16 protein-coding genes are annotated in these 17,259 nt (G+C 64.1%); 8 read left to right on the forward strand and 8 right to left on the reverse strand.

The window, feature by feature from the left end; all coding sequences use genetic code 11:
• Positions 1–188: 188 nt before the first annotated feature.
• Positions 189–587 (reverse strand): hypothetical protein, encoded by a 399-nt coding sequence (locus IEV88_RS00205; protein WP_188159296.1) that lies wholly within the window; start codon positions 585–587, stop codon positions 189–191.
• Positions 588–825: 238 nt separating this feature from the next.
• Here IEV88_RS00205 and amtB point away from each other — a divergent pair, with 238 nt between their 5' ends.
• Positions 826–2,145 (forward strand): ammonium transporter AmtB, encoded by a 1,320-nt coding sequence (gene amtB, locus IEV88_RS00210; RefSeq protein ID WP_188159297.1) that lies wholly within the window; start codon positions 826–828, stop codon positions 2,143–2,145.
• Between the two features lie 592 nt (positions 2,146–2,737).
• Here amtB and smc read toward each other — a convergent pair.
• From smc to IEV88_RS00230, 4 genes are all read right to left on the reverse strand, one after another.
• Positions 2,738–6,208, reverse strand: a complete 3,471-nt coding sequence (gene smc, locus IEV88_RS00215; protein WP_188159298.1) for a chromosome segregation protein SMC — start codon at positions 6,206–6,208, stop codon at positions 2,738–2,740.
• 243 nt (positions 6,209–6,451) lie between these two features.
• Positions 6,452–7,273, reverse strand: coding sequence for a thioredoxin domain-containing protein (locus tag IEV88_RS00220; RefSeq protein ID WP_188481174.1), 822 nt, complete (start codon positions 7,271–7,273; stop codon positions 6,452–6,454).
• Between the two features lie 12 nt (positions 7,274–7,285).
• Complete coding sequence (locus tag IEV88_RS00225) at positions 7,286–8,161, reverse strand: DsbA family protein (protein WP_188159300.1); 876 nt, start codon at positions 8,159–8,161, stop codon at positions 7,286–7,288.
• Positions 8,162–8,278: 117 nt separating this feature from the next.
• On the reverse strand, positions 8,279–8,794 hold the full coding sequence (locus IEV88_RS00230; protein WP_188159301.1) for a DciA family protein: 516 nt from the start codon (positions 8,792–8,794) through the stop codon (positions 8,279–8,281).
• A 175-nt stretch (positions 8,795–8,969) separates the two neighbouring features.
• Here IEV88_RS00230 and mutY point away from each other — a divergent pair, with 175 nt between their 5' ends.
• A complete protein-coding gene (gene mutY / locus IEV88_RS00235) occupies positions 8,970–10,025 on the forward strand; it encodes an A/G-specific adenine glycosylase (RefSeq protein ID WP_188159302.1) in 1,056 nt (351 codons plus the stop codon).
• Between the two features lie 109 nt (positions 10,026–10,134).
• On the forward strand, positions 10,135–11,394 hold the full coding sequence (locus IEV88_RS00240; protein WP_188159303.1) for an MFS transporter: 1,260 nt from the start codon (positions 10,135–10,137) through the stop codon (positions 11,392–11,394).
• A 228-nt stretch (positions 11,395–11,622) separates the two neighbouring features.
• Here the strand turns inward: IEV88_RS00240 and IEV88_RS00245 are convergent, their stop codons facing one another.
• Complete coding sequence (locus IEV88_RS00245) at positions 11,623–12,672, reverse strand: site-specific DNA-methyltransferase (protein ID WP_206711373.1); 1,050 nt, start codon at positions 12,670–12,672, stop codon at positions 11,623–11,625.
• A gap of 254 nt (positions 12,673–12,926) precedes the next feature.
• Entirely contained in the window at positions 12,927–13,574 is a 648-nt protein-coding gene (gene rnhB / locus IEV88_RS00250; RefSeq protein WP_229731383.1) for a ribonuclease HII, read from the reverse strand.
• Positions 13,575–13,797: 223 nt separating this feature from the next.
• Between rnhB and IEV88_RS00255 the strand changes: the two genes are divergently transcribed.
• From IEV88_RS00255 to IEV88_RS00275, 5 genes are read left to right on the forward strand one after another with little or no spacing between them, the layout of a single operon-like run.
• Positions 13,798–14,706: an alpha/beta fold hydrolase gene (locus IEV88_RS00255; protein WP_188159305.1), complete on the forward strand. Its 909-nt coding sequence runs from the start codon at positions 13,798–13,800 to the stop codon at positions 14,704–14,706.
• Position 14,707: 1 nt separating this feature from the next.
• Positions 14,708–15,091: a hypothetical protein gene (locus IEV88_RS00260; protein WP_188159306.1), complete on the forward strand. Its 384-nt coding sequence runs from the start codon at positions 14,708–14,710 to the stop codon at positions 15,089–15,091.
• Between the two features lie 10 nt (positions 15,092–15,101).
• Positions 15,102–15,317, forward strand: coding sequence for a helix-turn-helix transcriptional regulator (locus IEV88_RS00265; protein WP_188159307.1), 216 nt, complete (start codon positions 15,102–15,104; stop codon positions 15,315–15,317).
• A gap of 58 nt (positions 15,318–15,375) precedes the next feature.
• On the forward strand, positions 15,376–15,657 hold the full coding sequence (locus IEV88_RS00270) for a type II toxin-antitoxin system RelE/ParE family toxin (protein WP_188159308.1): 282 nt from the start codon (positions 15,376–15,378) through the stop codon (positions 15,655–15,657).
• 9 nt (positions 15,658–15,666) lie between these two features.
• Positions 15,667–15,963 carry a HigA family addiction module antitoxin gene (locus IEV88_RS00275; protein WP_188159309.1) on the forward strand — a complete coding sequence of 99 codons (297 nt, stop codon included), beginning with the start codon at positions 15,667–15,669 and terminating at the stop codon, positions 15,961–15,963.
• 9 nt (positions 15,964–15,972) lie between these two features.
• On the opposite strand, the gene IEV88_RS00280 is transcribed toward IEV88_RS00275, so the two are convergent.
• Positions 15,973–17,112, reverse strand: a complete 1,140-nt coding sequence (locus IEV88_RS00280) for a PA0069 family radical SAM protein (RefSeq protein WP_188159310.1) — start codon at positions 17,110–17,112, stop codon at positions 15,973–15,975.
• Positions 17,113–17,259: the final 147 nt, after the last annotated feature.

The following is a 17,259-nucleotide window of genomic DNA, read 5'->3' on the forward strand; positions in this document are numbered from 1 at the left end:
TATACCACGGCAAGAAACGGGGTCAAGCACTCTGTGCGTTGCCAACTAATTGATATTTCTGGATATTTTCAAAAACTTCGCACCATGTACGCCAGCCCTTTGGCAAAGCCTGCTGCGATGCAGAAAAAGCGGCGCGCCGGAAGCGGTTCCGGCGCGTTTTCGCGATCATGCGAGGGGGTGCGAAATCCCTAGATGAGGCTGTGGCGGTCGCCCCTGCGACGCGGCCGCCGCTGCGCTGTCTCCGGGCCAGCGAAAGCACGGGCCTGGTGGCGCGGCGATGACTTGCGGGCCAGTGGCAGGTCGCGGCCGATCGGGCGGGGCGGTGTGGCATATGTCCGCGCGAGGCGGTGGGAGGAGCGATGCGGGTCTGCTTGCTGTGCGCCGTAGGACATCTGCATCCCGCGCCCGGCATTGCCCTGCCGCGAGACACCGTCGCGCAATTCGCGCATGGCCCGCGAGGCATTGCTCAATGTCGTGCCGAGCGCCAGCAGGCCAGCCAGCAACAACACGATGATAGAAATACTGATAACCCCGATATTCGCCTGCAGATCGGCGATCAGCTGCTGTGCAACCTCAGCTTCCGACATAACCCCATTCACTCCCAAGATACCCTACGCGTGTGGCCGGTATGATAGCCCTCAGCCCGGCAATAAGCCACATAAAACCCAGAAGGGCAAGCAAACAACAGCATTAAATCAATAAGTTCAAAAGTTTTGGGATAAATGGCTAATTGCTATTGCGATGCAACACATTTTCGGACAAGATGACCCGTCGATATCAAAAAATGCGGCCCATGAAGGCTGCCTTTTATTGAGGGGTTAAGTTATGAAAAAGATCTATCTCGCAGGGGCGATGGGCGCCCTCGCGCTGACCACCGGAGGCGCAGCCTTTGCGCAGGAAGGTGTCTCGGCGGAAACCGCCTTTATCTTCAACACGCTGCTGTTCATGATCATGGGTATGGTCGTGATGTTCATGGCGGCGGGTTTCTGCATGCTCGAGGCCGGCATGGTGCGTTCCAAGAACGCGGCCACCATCTGTCTGAAAAACATCACGCTCTATTCCATCGCCACCGTCATGGTCTGGGTCGTCGGCTACGGCATCATCTATGGCGACAATCCGACCGGCTTCTTCGGCTGGGCCGGCTTCTTCTGGGGGGCGGATGATTCCGCCGCCCTCGAAACCGGTTATTCCTCGCATTCCGACTGGTTCTTCCAGATGGTCTTCGTGGCAACGGCAGCCTCGATCGTCTCCGGCACGGTTGCCGAGCGCATCCGCATCATGCCGTTCTTCCTGTTCACCGTTGCGCTGACCGGCTTCATCTATCCTGTCCAGGCTTCGTGGGTATGGGGCGGCGGCTTCCTTGGCTCCAATTACGGCTTCTCGGACTTTGCCGGCTCCACGCTCGTTCACGCGACCGGTGGCTGGGCAGCTCTTGCCGGTGCCATCGCCCTCGGCCCGCGCCGCGGCAAATATGGCCCGAATGGCGAGATCAACCGTTTCGCCGGTTCGTCCCTGCCGCTCGCGACACTGGGTGTCTTCATCCTGTGGCTCGGCTGGTTCGGCTTCAATGGCGGCTCGCAGCTTGCCCTTGGGTCCCAGGCTGACGCGATCGCTGTCTCCAACATCTTCGTCAACACCAACATGGCCGCTGCCTGCGGCGTCATCAGCGTTGTCCTTCTCTGCATCCTGCTGAAAGGCAAGGTCGATGTCGCCATGGCCCTCAATGGTGCCATTGGCGGTCTCGTCGCGATCACCGCAGAGCCATCGGCACCGGCGATCTGGCAGGCGGCACTGTTCGGTAGTGCCGGCGGTGTCGTGATCTTCTTCGTCACGCCTCTGCTTGAGGCAATGCGGGTCGACGACGTTGTCGGCGCCATCCCGGCCCACCTTGCCTGCGGCATTCTCGGCACCATGGTGGTTCCGTTCTCCAATGACGGCACGACCTTCATGGGTCAGGCTGTCGGCGTCGGCGCGAACGCCGTGTTCGTGTTCGGTGTCTCGATCGTGCTGTGGTACCTGCTTCGCTTCACGATCGGCATCCGCGCCGGTGCGAAGGAAGAGGATGAAGGCCTTGACGCGTCGGAAACCGGTGGCGCTGCCTATCCGGACTTCGTGCCGAAAGAAGTACCGGCCCTGGCTGAATAAGTCTTGGCCAAAGCCTGGCGTAAGCCATCCGGCAGCACTGCCTGAGCCACATTTCCGGTGAGGGGGGAGAGAGTGCTTCCGGCAAACAGACGGCCCGCCCAATGCATAAGGGGCGGGCCGTTTTTTGTTGCGCGAGACTTATCCCCGCCGGTTGAAGACCGGCTATTCTGTACTCCAACGTCCCGTCCATCAGAGACCCGTCATGGCTGCCGGAGCCGTGGCGGGGTGGCGGGGCCGGCGCAGCATGGCCCCCGTCCGTGGCACCCGGAGCGCACGGTCAGGGCGGCGAGGGAGTGGTTGGCAGGTGAGGTCTTGGCCTCGCGCCGTTCCCGAGCCGTTAATGCCTGTAAGCCGCCGCGTGCGGGGCAATCATCCCACACTTCTTCACCAGAGATATCTCGTGTCCCGCACGGTTTCTCTCCCGCCAATCTCCGAACCGTCAGGTTGCGGAGCTTTCGGTGCTAGATCAACCTGCCTTCAAATGGAATCATTTGAAGGCAGAAAAGTTGATCGCTTCCAAAGTGTTAGAGCAGCAGCCATGAAAAAGCCCGGCGTTTTGGCCGGGCTGTTCCGTGTCGGGAGTGATTCCGGTCTACTCCGCCGCGACCATTTCCTCGGCGCGGTTGAGATCGACGGAAACGAGCTGGGATACACCGCGCTCGATCATCGTCACCCCATAGAGCCGGTCCATGCGCGACATGGTCAGGGCGTGGTGGGTGATGATGATGAACTTGGTCTCGGTGTCCTTCGCCATCTGGTCGAGCATGGCGCAGAAGCGGTCGACATTGGCGTCGTCGAGCGGCGCGTCGACCTCGTCCAGCACGCAGACCGGCGCCGGGTTCGACATGAACACGGCGAAAATCAAGGCCGTCGCGGTCAGCGCCTGTTCCCCGCCGGACATCAGCGACATGGACGACAGTTTCTTGCCCGGCGGCGAGGCGAAGATTTCCAGGCCGGCTTCGAGCGGGTCGTCTGAGTCGACCAGACGCAGCTCGGCAGTGCCGCCGCCGAACAGGCGGACAAAGAGCGTCTGGAAATGCTGGTTGACGGTGTTGAACGCATCGAGCAGGCGCTGGCGGCCTTCCTTGTTGAGATTGCCGATGGCCGAGCGCAGCTTGCGGATCGCCTGTTCGCAATCCTCGCGCTCGACGGTCATGTCGTTGAGGCGCTGGTCGATCTCTTCCATCTCGACATCGGCGCGCAAATTGACGCCGCCGAGATTTTCGCGCTCGCGCTTGTAGCGTTCCAGCTTGCGGTCGATCTCCTCGCGCGAGGGCAGATCCGTCCCGTCCTTGTGCTCGGCGATGTCGAGCAGCATTTCGGGCTCTGCCTCGCAGTTCTCGCGGGCCAGCTCGGTGGCGGAGCCAACGCGCTCGCGCGCCGCTTCCAGCCTGGCTTCGCGCCGGGCGCGTTCCTCGCGGGCATTGACCGCTTCGGCTTCTGCTTGCTTCAGCGTACGGTCGGCCGTGGCGGCAGCGGCCTGCGCCTCGGTGAAGGCATCGGCGGCGGCACGGCGGCGGGATTCGGCGGCTTCCAGTTCGGTGAACAGGCTCTTGCGCTTTTCGTCGACCGCTTCCGGTGCGCCCTGGGCCGCTTCCTGGGCTATGACGGTCTCGGTCAGGCGGGCTTCAAGATCGCCGATGCGGCTGCCGGCGGTCTCCGCCCGGCTCGCCCACACGCCGCGCTCGCGGGAGATTTCCTCCAGCCGTTTGGCGCGGATCTCCGCATCGCGGGCGAGGTCGTTATAGGCAGCCCGGGTTTCGCTTGCGCCATTGCGGCGCTCGGACAGCAGTTCGCGGGCCTCAGCCACGGCTTCGCGCAGGGCGCTGAGGTCCGGCAGGCGCGACAGCGCTTCCTCGCCCTCGCGCACGCTCGCTTCGGCCTCGCCCTTGTCCTCGGCCAGGCGCTCGAGCGATTCCGTCAGCGCCGACAGGCGGGCCGAAGCCTGCTCGTATTTTTTCTCCATCGCCGTCAGCGACGACAGCGCGTCGCGGGCGATGCGCCGGGCGTCCTTCAGCGATTGCTCCGTATGCGCCACGGCGGTGTCCGCCTCTCGCACGGCAGAAGCGGCGATATCGTGATCGCCGGAAATCGCGATCAGGCGTTCCTCGGCGTCGTCGATATCGGCGTTCAGGACTTCGAGCCGGTTGCGGTGCTCAAGCCGGATCGCGGCGGCGGTCTTGGCTTCCGCGCGCTGCACGAACCCGTCCCAGCGCCACAGGTCCCCGGCCCGCGAAACCAGCCGCTGGCCGGGCTGGAGCTTGGCAATGGCAGCGGGCGCATCGGCCGGGTCGATGACGCCGATCGCGTTGAGGCGGCGGGTCAGCGCCGGCGGTGCGGTAACCCGCGCGGCGAGGGCTTCTGCCTCCGGCGGCAGCGGCGCGGTCGGCAGCGGCTCGGCGCCGGCTTTCGACCAGTGGCTTGCTGCGTCCTCATCCAGCGCGGCGCTCAGCTCGTCGCCAAGGGCGGCGGCAAGCGCGTTTTCATAGCCGGAGGCGACGCTGACCGATTCCAGCAGCGCCTCGTACCCGTCGTCCTCGCCAGCGGCGATGACGCGGCGGATGGCGTCGGCCTCGGCCTGCAATTCAACGAGGTTGCGGTTGGCCTGGCTCTTGGGCCCGCGCAGGGCCTCCTCGCGCTCGCGCGCCATGGAGCGGGCCTCGGCGGCGCGCTGGGCCTGGGTCTCGCACGCCGTGACTTTCTCGTCTGCCTCGGCGACGAGGCGCCGGGCCTCGGCGAGGGCGTGTTCCTCCGTGTCCGACAGTTTCAGCCCGGCACGTTCGTCTTCCATCCGGGCGATCTGGCCGGTCAGGCGCTCATAGCGGCGGCGCGCCTCGTCAAGGCTCTGGCTCAGGGCGCGGCGTTCGGCTTCATGCTCGGCAGCATCGGCATTCTTGCGCTCATAGTCGCTTTCAGCCTCGGACAGTTCCGCGGCGGCGGCGTCGCGGGCGGCAGCGGCAGCCTCGACCCGGCCGGCCTCGGCCGCCTGGCGTTCGCGCAGCTGGCCTTCCTCGGCCTCGAGCTGTTCCAGCGCCTGATCGGCATCGCCGCTCAGCTCCTTCTCGCGGGTGATGTCGCGCTCGATCTGCTCGCGTTCCGAGCTCAGGCGATTGGCCTCTGCCTTCGCCCGGGCAAGCTCGGCATCGAGACCTTCCATGGCGACGGTGAGCCGGTGCAGCGCGGCGGCGGCCTCGGCCTCCTTCAGGCGCAGGGGGTCGACCGCTTCATGGATTTTCAACTGGGCGGCGGAGGCGGTGGCGGCGACGCGGGCCGTCTCCTCGGTCAGGCCGTTGATCTCAGCCATGGCGGCTTCCGCGGCGGCGAGCGCCTCGGTCGCCTCGGCCCAGCGCAGATAGTTCGACATCGCCTCGGTGCGGCGGATATCGCCGGACAGATTGCGATAGCGCGTCGCCTGGCGGGCCTGGCGGGCCAGCGTCGCACGCTGGGTTTCCAGCTCGCCGGTGACATCATCGAGGCGCTCCAGATTGGTCTCGGCGGCGCGCAGGCGCAGCTCGGCCTCATGACGGCGGGTATAGAGCCCGGTAATGCCCGCCGCTTCTTCCAGCAGTTTGCGGCGATTGGCGGGCTTGGCATTGATCAGTTCGGAAATCTGGCCCTGGCGCACGAGCGCCGGGGAGTTCGCGCCGGTCGAGGCGTCGGCGAACAATAGCTGGATGTCGCGCGCGCGCGCTTCCTTGCCATTGACCTTGTAGAGCGACTGGGAGCCTTCTTCCTTCTTGACGATGCGGCGGGAAATCTCGAGGAAATCGTGCTCGTTGAACTCAACCGGCAAATCCTTGCGGTCGTTCCGCACGGTCATGGTGACTTCGGCCCATTGCCGCGCCGGGCGTTGCGATGTGCCCGAGAAGATCATGTCCTCCATGCCGGTCGAGCGCAGCGCCTTGGCGGAGGTTGCGCCCATGACCCAGCGCAGGGACTCCAGCAGGTTCGACTTGCCGCAGCCATTCGGTCCGACAATACCGGTCAGGCCCGGCCTGATCTCGAAATCGGTCGGCTCGACGAAGGATTTGAAGCCGACGAGGCGCAGCTTGTCGATTTTCATGCGCGTTTCTTTCCACTGGACGCGGGCACAACCCGGACGCCGCTATTCTAACCCCTTAATATCCCACGGTTCCAGCCGCCTTGAGCCAGCACGGCCGATACCGTTAGGAAAGGATTAAACTGGCCCGATTCTGTGTCCACGCCACTGCCCGGGTCCGGTCTGTGGAAAAGAGGCGGTGCGGGCGCCGTAGCGTTTCCCGGCGACGTGGAAACCGGTTCACCGGGGAAACGCGAAAACAAGGACCTAGTGATCGTGATCGTGACCGGGTATCGCGATGTCCGGCAGCGGCGGCAATCCTTGCGGCGGGGTCGCCCCTGCAGCGGTCAGCGCCGCGTCGATTTTCTCGAAATAGCCTTCATAAGTGGCCGTGTTGTAGCCTGAGAGCCGGTCTCCGGCGAGGACGAAAGCGGGTGTCCCCTGGATCCCGTCCTCCTCCATGCCCTTGCGCACATTCTCGTTGATCGCCTCGAACACCGGATCGCTGTTGATGCATTCCAGCAGTTCCGGCTCGGTCAGATCTGCCTGTTCCACATAGCTGCTAAGATGCGTTTCGTAATCCTGACTGACCCAGTCCTGCTGATGCTCGAACAGCGTGCCGACCATGTCGAAATAGGCAGGCAACCCGTTCTGGGCGGCAGCGCAGCGGGCAATCGACGAGCCGAGATAAGACAGCTGCGGCGGCGCGGTCGGGAAGTCGCGGAACTCGAACCGGACAAGGCCCGGCTCGATGTAATGCTCCTTCAGGATCGGGAAGATGAAGCCGTGATAGGCCGCGCAATGGGGGCAGGTGACCGACGCATATTCGACAAGCGTCACCGGCGCGTCCGCCGCGCCGAGGATCATTGCCTGAGCGCCAGGGTTCGTGCCGCGCGCGGCATCGTCAGAGCCTTGCCCGCCCGCGTCGACGATGGCGCCGTCGACCGATGCATCCGCGATGCCGTTCGGTCGGTCGTTCTGAACGGTATCCTCACCAGTCTGGCTGTCCGCCCCGCTCTGGCCGCAGGCGACCATGGCAAGGGCGGCTGAGATAGCCAAAACGGTCCGTATCGCGTGCTTTACCGGCATGATCCGCACGGTCTATTCCGCCTCGCCGTCAGCGGGCGCTTCCGCCGGGGCCTCCGCCGGAGCGGCGCCTTCGGTCGGGGCTACGGCGTCCTGTTCGACAGCGGCCTCATCGGCCGGTTCGTCCGCCGGCGGCTCGACACCGGCCTCGACCAGTTTCGCGTCCAGCATGTCGAAGAAATCGGCATAGGTGCGATATCCGCTGAGTTCCTCGCCATCGACGAGGAAAGTCGGCGTGGAATCGATGCCAAACTCGTCCCGGCCGATGCGGACATTGTCGTTGATCGCGCCGATGATCTCGTCACGGCCGACACAGGCGCGGAAGGCTTCTTCCGACAGCCCGGCCTGGGCGGCATAGGACAGGATTTCCGACTGGAAGTTGGTCTGGTTCACCCATTTCTGCTGGTTGTTGAACAGCGTGCCGAGCATGGCGAAATAGGCCTGCGACCCCTTGCTGTCGGCAGCACAGCGGGCCAGCGCCGAGCCAAGATAGGACAGCTGCGCGGGAGCGGTCGGGAATTCGCGGAACTCCAGCCTCACCTTGCCGGTGTCGATATAATTCTCTCTCAGCTCCGGATAGGCGTTGAGATGAAACGCGGCACAGGCCGGGCAGGTGGTCGAGGCATATTCGATAAGCAGGACCGGCGCATCGGGATCACCGAGGATCATCGCCTGGGTGCCCGGTGAATTGGGGTTGCCGGCGGCGCTGGCGGTATCAGTGTTGTCAGTGTTGTCTGTCGACACCTGCGTGCCGGTATTCGTGGTGCCGCTATCGGTCGCACTATCGCCCGCATCGTCATTGCCGCAGGCGACCAGGGCCAGGCAGGCGCCAAGCGCGGTGATAAGGGCCAATGGCCTCGAAACGGGCCCGGAAGTGATGTGAGCGCTCATTGCTCGATCCTTTATCTGATGGGGCCGGCAACGACGCGGCCTGTCGGTCAAAACATTTCGCAACCTCGCCGATTGCGCGGACCAGTGCAAGGCCCGGATAGGTCAACCACGGATATGTTAACGATTGCCGCCGTCAGGATCGCCCTCGCGGGCGGCGATCAGAGCGCGCATCCGTGACAGGGCGTCCTGAAGTCCTGCTGATGGCGCGGCAGCCGGCACCGTCCTGTCTCTCGATGCCAGGCTCGGCGGCATCACGGGACGGGAATAGGTCGGGCCGCTCGAGGCCTTCGCCCCGGCGGCACCGGTCTGGCGGATGAGAAGCCGGGTCACCGTGCCCTTGCCGAGTACGCGATTGACCCGCTCGATCAGTTCCGCCTGGCGGTATTGCAGCTGCATCGCGGCAGAGCCATTGGCGACAGCGACCTCGAGCGAGCGGGCGCGGCCGGCGCTTTTCAGCCGCACCGGGCGGCACAGCCGGGCAATCTCGCCGCCGGCGATCTCGTGCCAGTCGGCGGCAAGGCGCGGGTCCATGGCACCGGATTTGGAGGCGAGCGCCGCCAGCAGCTTGCCCATCTCGCGGGAGACGTGCGGCGGTGGCGAACGGCGCGGTTTTGTCGGAAAGGGTTGAGCCATGACGGCGAGTATACCCGATGCCGCGCCGTGCGGCACGGCCTATCGGGCGCGGTGGAAAAATCTTGTCCCCACCCGCCTGAGCCCGTGTATTCCTGTGCCCGTGTATGCCGTTGCCCGACAGGCTGGCGCTGGCTATCAGCTGGATTTCGCCTTCCTGCCCTTACCGGAGACTTCCATGGCGCCTGTAAAAATCGATGCCGCGCTGCTCGACTGGTATGACCGCCATGCCCGCGATCTGCCCTGGCGCACCGGGCCTGCGGCGCGCAAGCGGGGCGCGCGGCCGGACCCCTACCGCGTCTGGCTGTCCGAAGTGATGCTGCAGCAGACGACCGTGGCGACCGTGACGCCGCGCTATCAACGCTTCCTGGAGCTGTTCCCGACGGTCGAGGCACTGGCCGCCGCGCCGGTGGAGGCCGTTCTCGCCGAATGGGCCGGGCTCGGTTATTACGCCCGTGCGCGCAATCTGCACAAATGCGCCCGCGCTGTCGCCGGGGAGCATGGCGGCAACTTTCCGCAGACGGAGGAGGGGCTGCGCGCCCTGCCGGGTATCGGCGCTTACACCGCCGCCGCGATCGCAGCTATTGCCTTCGACGAGCCTGCCGTGGTGATGGATGGAAACATCGAACGTGTCATGGCGCGGCTGTTCGCGGTCGAGACCCCCTTGCCCGATGCCAAGCCGGTGCTGCGCGGGCACGCGGCGAGCCTGACCCCTGACAAGAGACCCGGCGACTATGCGCAGGCGCTGATGGATCTCGGCGCGACGATCTGTACACCACGCAATCCGGCCTGCGTCCTGTGTCCGCTGCGCGGCGGATGTGCCGCGCAAGCCCTGGGCATTCAGGGTGACCTGCCGCGCAAGAAGAAAAAGGCGGCAAAGCCGACCCGCTTCGGCACCGTGTTTCACATCACGCGGCAAAGCGACGGCGCCGTCCTGCTGGTGCGCCGGCCCGACAAGGGCTTGCTCGGCGGCATGCTTGCCTTCCCGGCAAGCGAATGGGGCGAGAAGGCGGACCCTGAGCCGCCCGTCAGGACCGACTGGCAAATCGCGAGCGAGTCCGTGCGCCACACTTTTACGCATTTCCATCTGGAAATGGATGTTTGGCAGGGGCAGGTCGGTGATGAGCTGGCAAGCAAGCTGGAAGAAAGTCTTTATGGGCGGTGGACGGATGATCCAGCGGGGGAGGGTCTGCCGACGGTGTTCCGGAAGGTGCTGAAGGTACTGGAAGACTAGAAAGCAGCGGGCGAGGATATGTGGACAGGATCATCGTCAGCTATTTCAGCGCCGCCGCTATGCCCGCTGGCTGAACTGCGCTATGGCAGGCGCCTTGCCCGGGGACCTCATGCCAGACAGTTCAGCACAGCCGCAAGCCGACGAGCCGCGATCGCAGCAATTCATCGCGTTCCGCTATCCCGCCTTCGTGCTGTACTGGGCGGCGCGGTTCCTGGCCAGTTTCGCGGTGCAGGTCCTCTCGGTCTCCGTTGCCTGGCAGGTCTATGACCTGACCCGCAACCCGGCCGATCTCGGCATGATCGGCCTCGTCCAGTTCCTGCCGCTGCTGTTGCTCGTCTTCGTCACCGGCACGGTCGCCGACACGGTCGGGCGGCGCAAGGTGATGGGCGCCGCCATCGCACTTGAGCTGATCTGCGCCGGCGCGATCCTCTATTTCTCCGTTAGCGGACTGTCCGGCCCGGTCCCGATCTTCATCGCGTTGACCGGCATCGGCATTGCCCGGGCTTTTTTCGGGCCGGCGGCGCAATCGCTGGTCGTCAACCTCGTGCCGAAATCCGTCTTCCCCAATGCGGTGGCGTGGAACTCCTCCTCCTGGCAGATCGCCAGCATTGGCGGCCCGGTCGGCGGCGGGCTTTTGTACGGGATCGGCGCGCCGGTCGCCTATGGCGTCTCGGTGGCGATGCTGGCCATCGCCCTCATCCTGGTACTGATCATCCCCAGGCCGCCGGTGCGCAGTGGTGAGGGCAGGAAGGTCACGATCTCCTCCCTGTTTGACGGGCTGCGCTTCATCCGCAAGGAGAAGGTCGTGCTCGGCGCGATCACCCTCGACCTGTTCGCCGTGCTGCTCGGCGGCGCGGTGGCGCTGCTCCCGGTCTATGCGCGGGACATTCTGCATATGGGGCCATGGGGGCTCGGCCTGTTGCGCGCCGCGCCGGGCATCGGTGCGGTGATCGTCGCAGCGTTCCTCGCCGCCAAGCCTGTGCGCGATCATGCCGGCAAATGGCTGTTGGTCTATGTCGCCCTGTTCGGCGTGTTCACGGTCGTGTTCGGCCTGTCGACCATCACCTGGCTGTCGATCGTCGCGCTCGCGCTGATCGGCGGGGCGGACATGGTCTCGGTCTATATCCGCGAGACGCTGCTGCAGCTATGGACGCCGGACGAGGTGAGGGGCCGCGTCAATGCGGTCAACATGGTGTTCCTTGGCGCGTCAAACGAATTGGGCGAATTCCGCGCCGGGTTCATGGCGGCGTGGATCGGCGCCGTGCCCGCCGTCATCTTCGGCGGCGTCGGCGCGGTGGCGGTAGCCGGGATTGCGTGGGTCGTGTTCCCGGAGCTGCGCGATGCGAAGTCGCTGGTGAAGACGGAGTAGGGGCGGCTCAGCGAAACGCTCACACTATCCCATTCATTTTCTCGGCGAGCAGCGTTGCCTGATGATCCAGACCCGTCAAGGCGCATGCCCGCTACGCGGCGGCGAAGCCGGCCTTGACTGCTTCATCACCTGAGGCACAATCGGCAGCCGAAAGAAGAATGGTGCGGTGGGTCTTCAGCAGACAGCTCTTTGCTTCTGACTGAAAACTAATAACCAGATACTATCAGGTTACTTCCCGTTCCGCCTGATCTGTTCCCGGAACGTATCGATCGGCTTCAGGCCGGTATCGGTCTCCACATGCCAGAAGGTCCAGCCATTGCAGGCCTGTGCCTTCTGCACGGCGGCCCCGATCTTGTGGATCGAGCCCTGATCGACCTCGACCGACTTGCCGAATTTCGACGGGATGGCGAGGGTGCCGTCGGCTTTCACCCGGGCAGCATATTTGCGCTTGGCGCAATACAGCATCGTGCCCGGACGGACCATGCCGGCCTCGACCACCTGGTTGAACGGCACGCGCGGCGCGGCGCGCGGCGAGGGCATTGGCGCGGCGTCGCGTTTCTCGACCGGGCGCACATCACTTATCCTCGCGGTCGCTGCCACGATGTAAGCTTCGTCCCGTTCCAGCCCGATGAAGTGACGACCGAGCATCTTGGCGACGGCGCCGGTCGTGCCGGTGCCGAAGAACGGGTCGAGCACCACGTCGCCGGGCTGGGTCGTCGCCATGAGGATGCGGTGGAGCAGCGCCTCGGGCTTTTGGGTCGGGTGGGTCTTCTTGCCGTCCTCGCCCTTCAGCCGCTCCTCGCCGGTGCAGAGCGGGAACAGCCAGTCGGAGCGCATCTGCACGTCCTCGTTCCCGGCCTTCATGGCGGTGTAGTTGAAGGTCGGTCTCGATTTCTGGTCGCGCGCGGCCCAGATCAGCGTCTCATGGGCGTTGGTGAAGCGGGTGCCGCGAAAATTCGGCATCGGGTTCGTCTTGACCCAGATGATGTCGTTGAGCATCCAGAAGCCGAGATCCTGCAGGCTGGTGCCGAGGCGGAAGATATTGTGATAGGAGCCGATGACCCAGATCGCGCCGTCGGGCTTGAGGATGCGTCGCGCTTCCGTCAGCCAGCCCCGGGAGAACTCGTCATAGACCTTGAAACTCTCGAACTGGTCCCAGTCATTGTCGACGCCGTCGACGCGGGAATTGTCGGGCCGGGACAGGTCGCCGCCAAGCTGGAGGTTATAGGGCGGGTCGGCGAAGATGAGATCGACCGAGGCATCTGGCAGGGTGCGCATGGTCTCGATACAGTCGCCCTGCAGGATGGTGTCCAGTTGTTCCGCCGGTATTCTGCCTGCTGATCTTTTGCCTTTAGCCGCCACGTTCCAATCCCTCATCACTCACAAGCCGGGAAGGCATAGTGAGTCCCCGGGAGTCCCCGGTCAAGAGCGCGCTTGAAATTTTTCGTTAAGATTCAAGGCGTTAAGGAAGATTAACGGACCTAAGTTCTTATGCAAAAGGACAAATCCTGCCGCGAAGGGCCGGAAAAAACTTATGCCGAGAGCGGCAGGGCGGCATCGAGCGCCTCACCGAGGGCGGCGCGGATCGGCGCGAAGGAGCGGCGGTGATGCGGGGTAACGCCATGGCGTTCCAGCCCGGCGCGGTGGACCGGCGCGCAATAGCCCTTGTTGGACTCCCAGCCATACCACGGATAGGCGCGGGCCAGCTCCAGCATCATCCGGTCGCGGGTGACCTTGGCGATGATCGACGCGGCGGCGATGGACAGGGATCTGGCGTCGCCCTTGATCACCGTATAGGCGGGGCAGGACAGTTTCGGCTTCATATTGCCATCGACGATGGCGGTGGTCGCTGGCACGGGAAGGGTCGCCGCGGCGCGGGCCATGGCGAGCATGGTCGCTTGCGCGATATTGATGCGGTCGATCTCTTCGACGGTGGCGATGCCGACGCCGATCCGCGCGGTCTTCCACAGGGCGTGGGCCAGTTCCGCGCGGCGGGCGGGGCTGAGCATCTTGGAATCGCAGATGCCTGCGGGCGTGCAGTCGGGGTTCAGGATCACCGCGGCAGCGACAACCGGCCCCGCCCACGGGCCACGGCCAGCCTCGTCGATGCCGCAGACGAGACCGGGCAGTTTCCGCTCGATATCGAAGGTCGGCCTGATTTTCGGCTCGCGCGCAGCCACTCGGTGCCCCTTTGGTAAAGATGGTTAACGAAAGATTACCAGCCCGATTCTGGCGCCAATGCAAAAGGACGGGAAGCTGACAGGGTGTCGCTGTGGAAAACTCGCCGGACCACGACCGCACCGGAAAAGCGGGGATAGCTGGATTTATGTCAGGTTATATTGACATTCCTGCTTGTCAGGTATACATGACATAGTGTCGATAGAACAGGACAGGAGCAGTGAGATGAAACAGGGAAAAATGAATGCAGGCGTTGTCACCGCCCTCGTCGTGGCGATCGTCACGGCGCTATGGGTCGCGGGTGTGTGGGCGGCAGAACCTCAGCCAGAGCCGGAGGTAAAGCGGGTCAGCGTCCAGACGTCGGGGGATGGTGAGGCGGTCTATTTCCTGCCGGGGCTGATGTCGCCGCCGGATGTGTTCGATGACGCCATCACGGCGGTAGAGGATATCGAGGCGAACAGGGTCAGCTTCGCCGGGATGGCGGGGGCACTGCCGATGGCCGAGCCATCGCCCTATATCGCCCCGGCAGTTGCGGCACTGGCCGGTGAGATATCGGCGCGGGATGCCGGGCCGGTCAAGCTGGTCGGTCATTCCATGGGCGGGCTGATGGCGCTGCTCGTGGCCGCGGGCCATCCGGATCTGGTCGACAGCGTGCTGGTGGTCGATGCCGTGCCCTTCCTGCCGGGGCTGTTCCAGCCCGGGATCAGCGCGGACGCCGCCGCGCAGCAGGGCGCGATGATGGCGATGCAGATGCACAACGCGACGCCGGAGCAATTCGCCGGGTTCGTCGCTGCCGGGCTGACACGGCAGGCTGCCGGGGAGGCCGACAGGCAGATGATCCTCGAGGCGGCCAAGGCCTCCGACCAGGCGAGCGCGGCCGCCGCGACCGGCGAGATGCTGGCGACCGATTACAGCGCGCAGCTGGCGGGGCTATCCGTGCCGGTCACCGTGCTGGTGCCCCATCACGCCGGGATCGGCGTCAGCGAGGAGGCGCTGCTCGGCGTCTATGAAGCGCAATATACGGGGCTGGAAAACGTGACATTCATCGTCGTGCCCGACTCGCGTCACTTTATCATGCTTGACCAGCCGGAGGCTTTCGCCGCAGCGCTGCAAAATTTCGTTGAAGGGGAATGAGATGAAGAAGGAAGCAACGAAATATACGATCCGTATGCTGGCAATCTTCGCCTTCTATACGGTCTCCGTCATCGGCATCAACCTGCTGCCGGCTGATGACATGGCCCCGTGGATGCGGATCGCCCTGTCGCTGATCCCGGTCATCCCCGCTATCGTCATGATCTTCGTCATCCTCGAATTCGTGCGGGCGATGGACGAGGTGCAGCAGCGCATCATCACGGAAAGCTGTCTTGTGTCGCTGGTGGTCGTCGGGCTTGCGAGCTTTTCCTATGGCTTTCTGGAGGGCGCGATCGACGTGCCGCCGATCTCCATGATCTGGGTCTTTCCGGCCCTGATCGGCACCGCCGGCATCGCGCAGATTTTCGTGCGCATGCGGTATAGGTGAGGGTGCGCTGATGGAAAACCGCATGCGCGTGATGCGCGCCGAGAGACGGTGGAGCCAGGAGGCGCTCGGCGAGCGGGTTGGCGTTTCCCGCCAGGCGATCAACGCTGTGGAGACCGGCAAGCACGATCCGTCCCTGATGCTGGCCTTCAAGATCGCGCTGGCTTTCGAGTGCCGTATCGAGGAAGTGTTCGATCCGCAGCTGGGTGAAGAGAAGGCGGCGGAATAGGTGTTACCGGATTCATACTTCACTTGATATACGTATCAAGGCGTGATACATAGCTCGAATGATCCGGACGCTGAAAGGCAAGTTTGCCCTCGCTATCGGCTCTGGCAATCGGGCAAAGGGCTTTCCTGCCGATCTTGTCGCGCGAGCCGAGAACCGGCTTGCCATGATCGATGCCGCAGTTGTGTTGGATGATTTACGCTCGCCGCCGGGAAACCGGTTGGAGGCCTTGAGCGGAAACAGGCAGGGACAGCATTCGATCAGGATCAATGACCAGTGGAGGATCTGCTTTGTCTGGTCCGATGGCGGTGCGGAGGATGTGGAAATTGTCGATTATCACTGAGGTAAAGTCATGAGTATCCTGAAAATCGCCGTTCATCCTGGCCGTATCCTGCGTGAGGAGTATCTCGAGCCGCTCGAGTTGTCTTCCGGCAAGCTGGCCAAGGTGCTGGGCGTGCCGCGCACCCGTATTGAACGGCTGGTGAAAGAAGAAACCTCGATTACGACGGATACGGCTCTGCGTCTGGGTAAGGCCCTGAAAACCACGCCGGAATTCTGGATCAATCTGCAAACCGCCTATGACCTTGCTGTCGCCGACAAGTCTGTTGTGACCGGCATCAAGCCGATCAACCGGAATGAAGCAGCCTGATTTCTGAACCTACCCGAACAGATCGCCCTGGCCCGTCACGCTGGCGGGCACGCGGAACCTTGTCGTGTCGAGCGGCACGCGGTCGCGGCCATTGGCAAGGCCGGTGCGCTCCAGCACCTTGTTGTAGCGCGTCATCATCAGCTTGGCGAAGACGCCCTTCACCTCGGCGCCGCGCGACCAGTGCGGGTCGTAATCGCGCCCGCCATTCATTTCGCGGATATGGCGCATGATGCGGTTGGCCCGGGTCGGCGCGAAAGTCTCCAGCCATTCCTGGAACAGGGGCGAGACCTCCAGCGGCAGGCGCAGGATCGTATAGGCGCAATAGGTCGCGCCGGCGTCCGCCGCCTTTTCGATGATCGTCTCCATTTCTGAATCATTCAGCCCGGGGATCATCGGCCCGGTCATGATGCCGGTGGTGATGCCGGCATCGACGAGGCGCTTCAGCGCATCGAAGCGGCGCGCGGGCGTCGGCGCGCGCGGCTCCATCGCCCGGGCGAGTTTCCGGTCCTCCGTCGTGATCGAGATCATGCAGCGGGTCAGGTTCTTCTCCCCCATGGGCGCGAGGATATCGAGGTCGCGGATGATCAGGTCCGACTTGGTCAGGACCGAGACCGGGTGATTGAAATTCGACAGCACACCGAGGATCCGGCGCATGACGAGATAATGCCGCTCGATCGGCTGGTAGGCATCGGTATTGGTGCCAATGGCGATGGGGCGCAGCGTGTAGTTCGGGTGCGACAGTTCCTTGACCAGGAGCTTGTCGGCGTCCGGCTTGGCGAACAGCCTCGTCTCGAAATCGAGGCCGGGCGACAGGCCCATATAGGCGTGGGTCGGGCGCGCGAAACAATAGATGCAGCCATGCTCGCAGCCGCGATAGGGATTGATCGAGCGGTCGAAGCCGACATAGGGCGAATTGTTGAACGTGACGATCTTGCGCGGCGTCTCGTGGGTGATGTGGGTCTTGACCGGTTCCGGCAGGCCGTCCTCGCCATCTGCGCTCCAGCCATCGTCGAACTCCTCCCGTTTTTCGCTTTCATAGCGACCGGAAGAATTAGACCGCGCGCCACGCCCCTTCTCCCGAAGCGGCGGCGTCCCCCCTTGGGCGGGTGTGGTCGGGGGGCGGAAGGTAAGGGGCGTAGCGCGGGCCATAACCAGACGATATCACCGCAAAAGAACAAATCAAGAACATTTTTCATGCTTTGTTCCCATGGTTTTCCACAGCAAATCCACACCCTCTCCACAGCTTCTCCCCAGGAACGGTCCTTGCCCGCCGCCGCGTAACCCGGCAGGAAAGGG

This window comes from Aquisalinus flavus (assembly GCF_014640095.1).
Lineage (GTDB): Bacteria > Pseudomonadota > Alphaproteobacteria > Caulobacterales > Parvularculaceae > Aquisalinus > Aquisalinus flavus.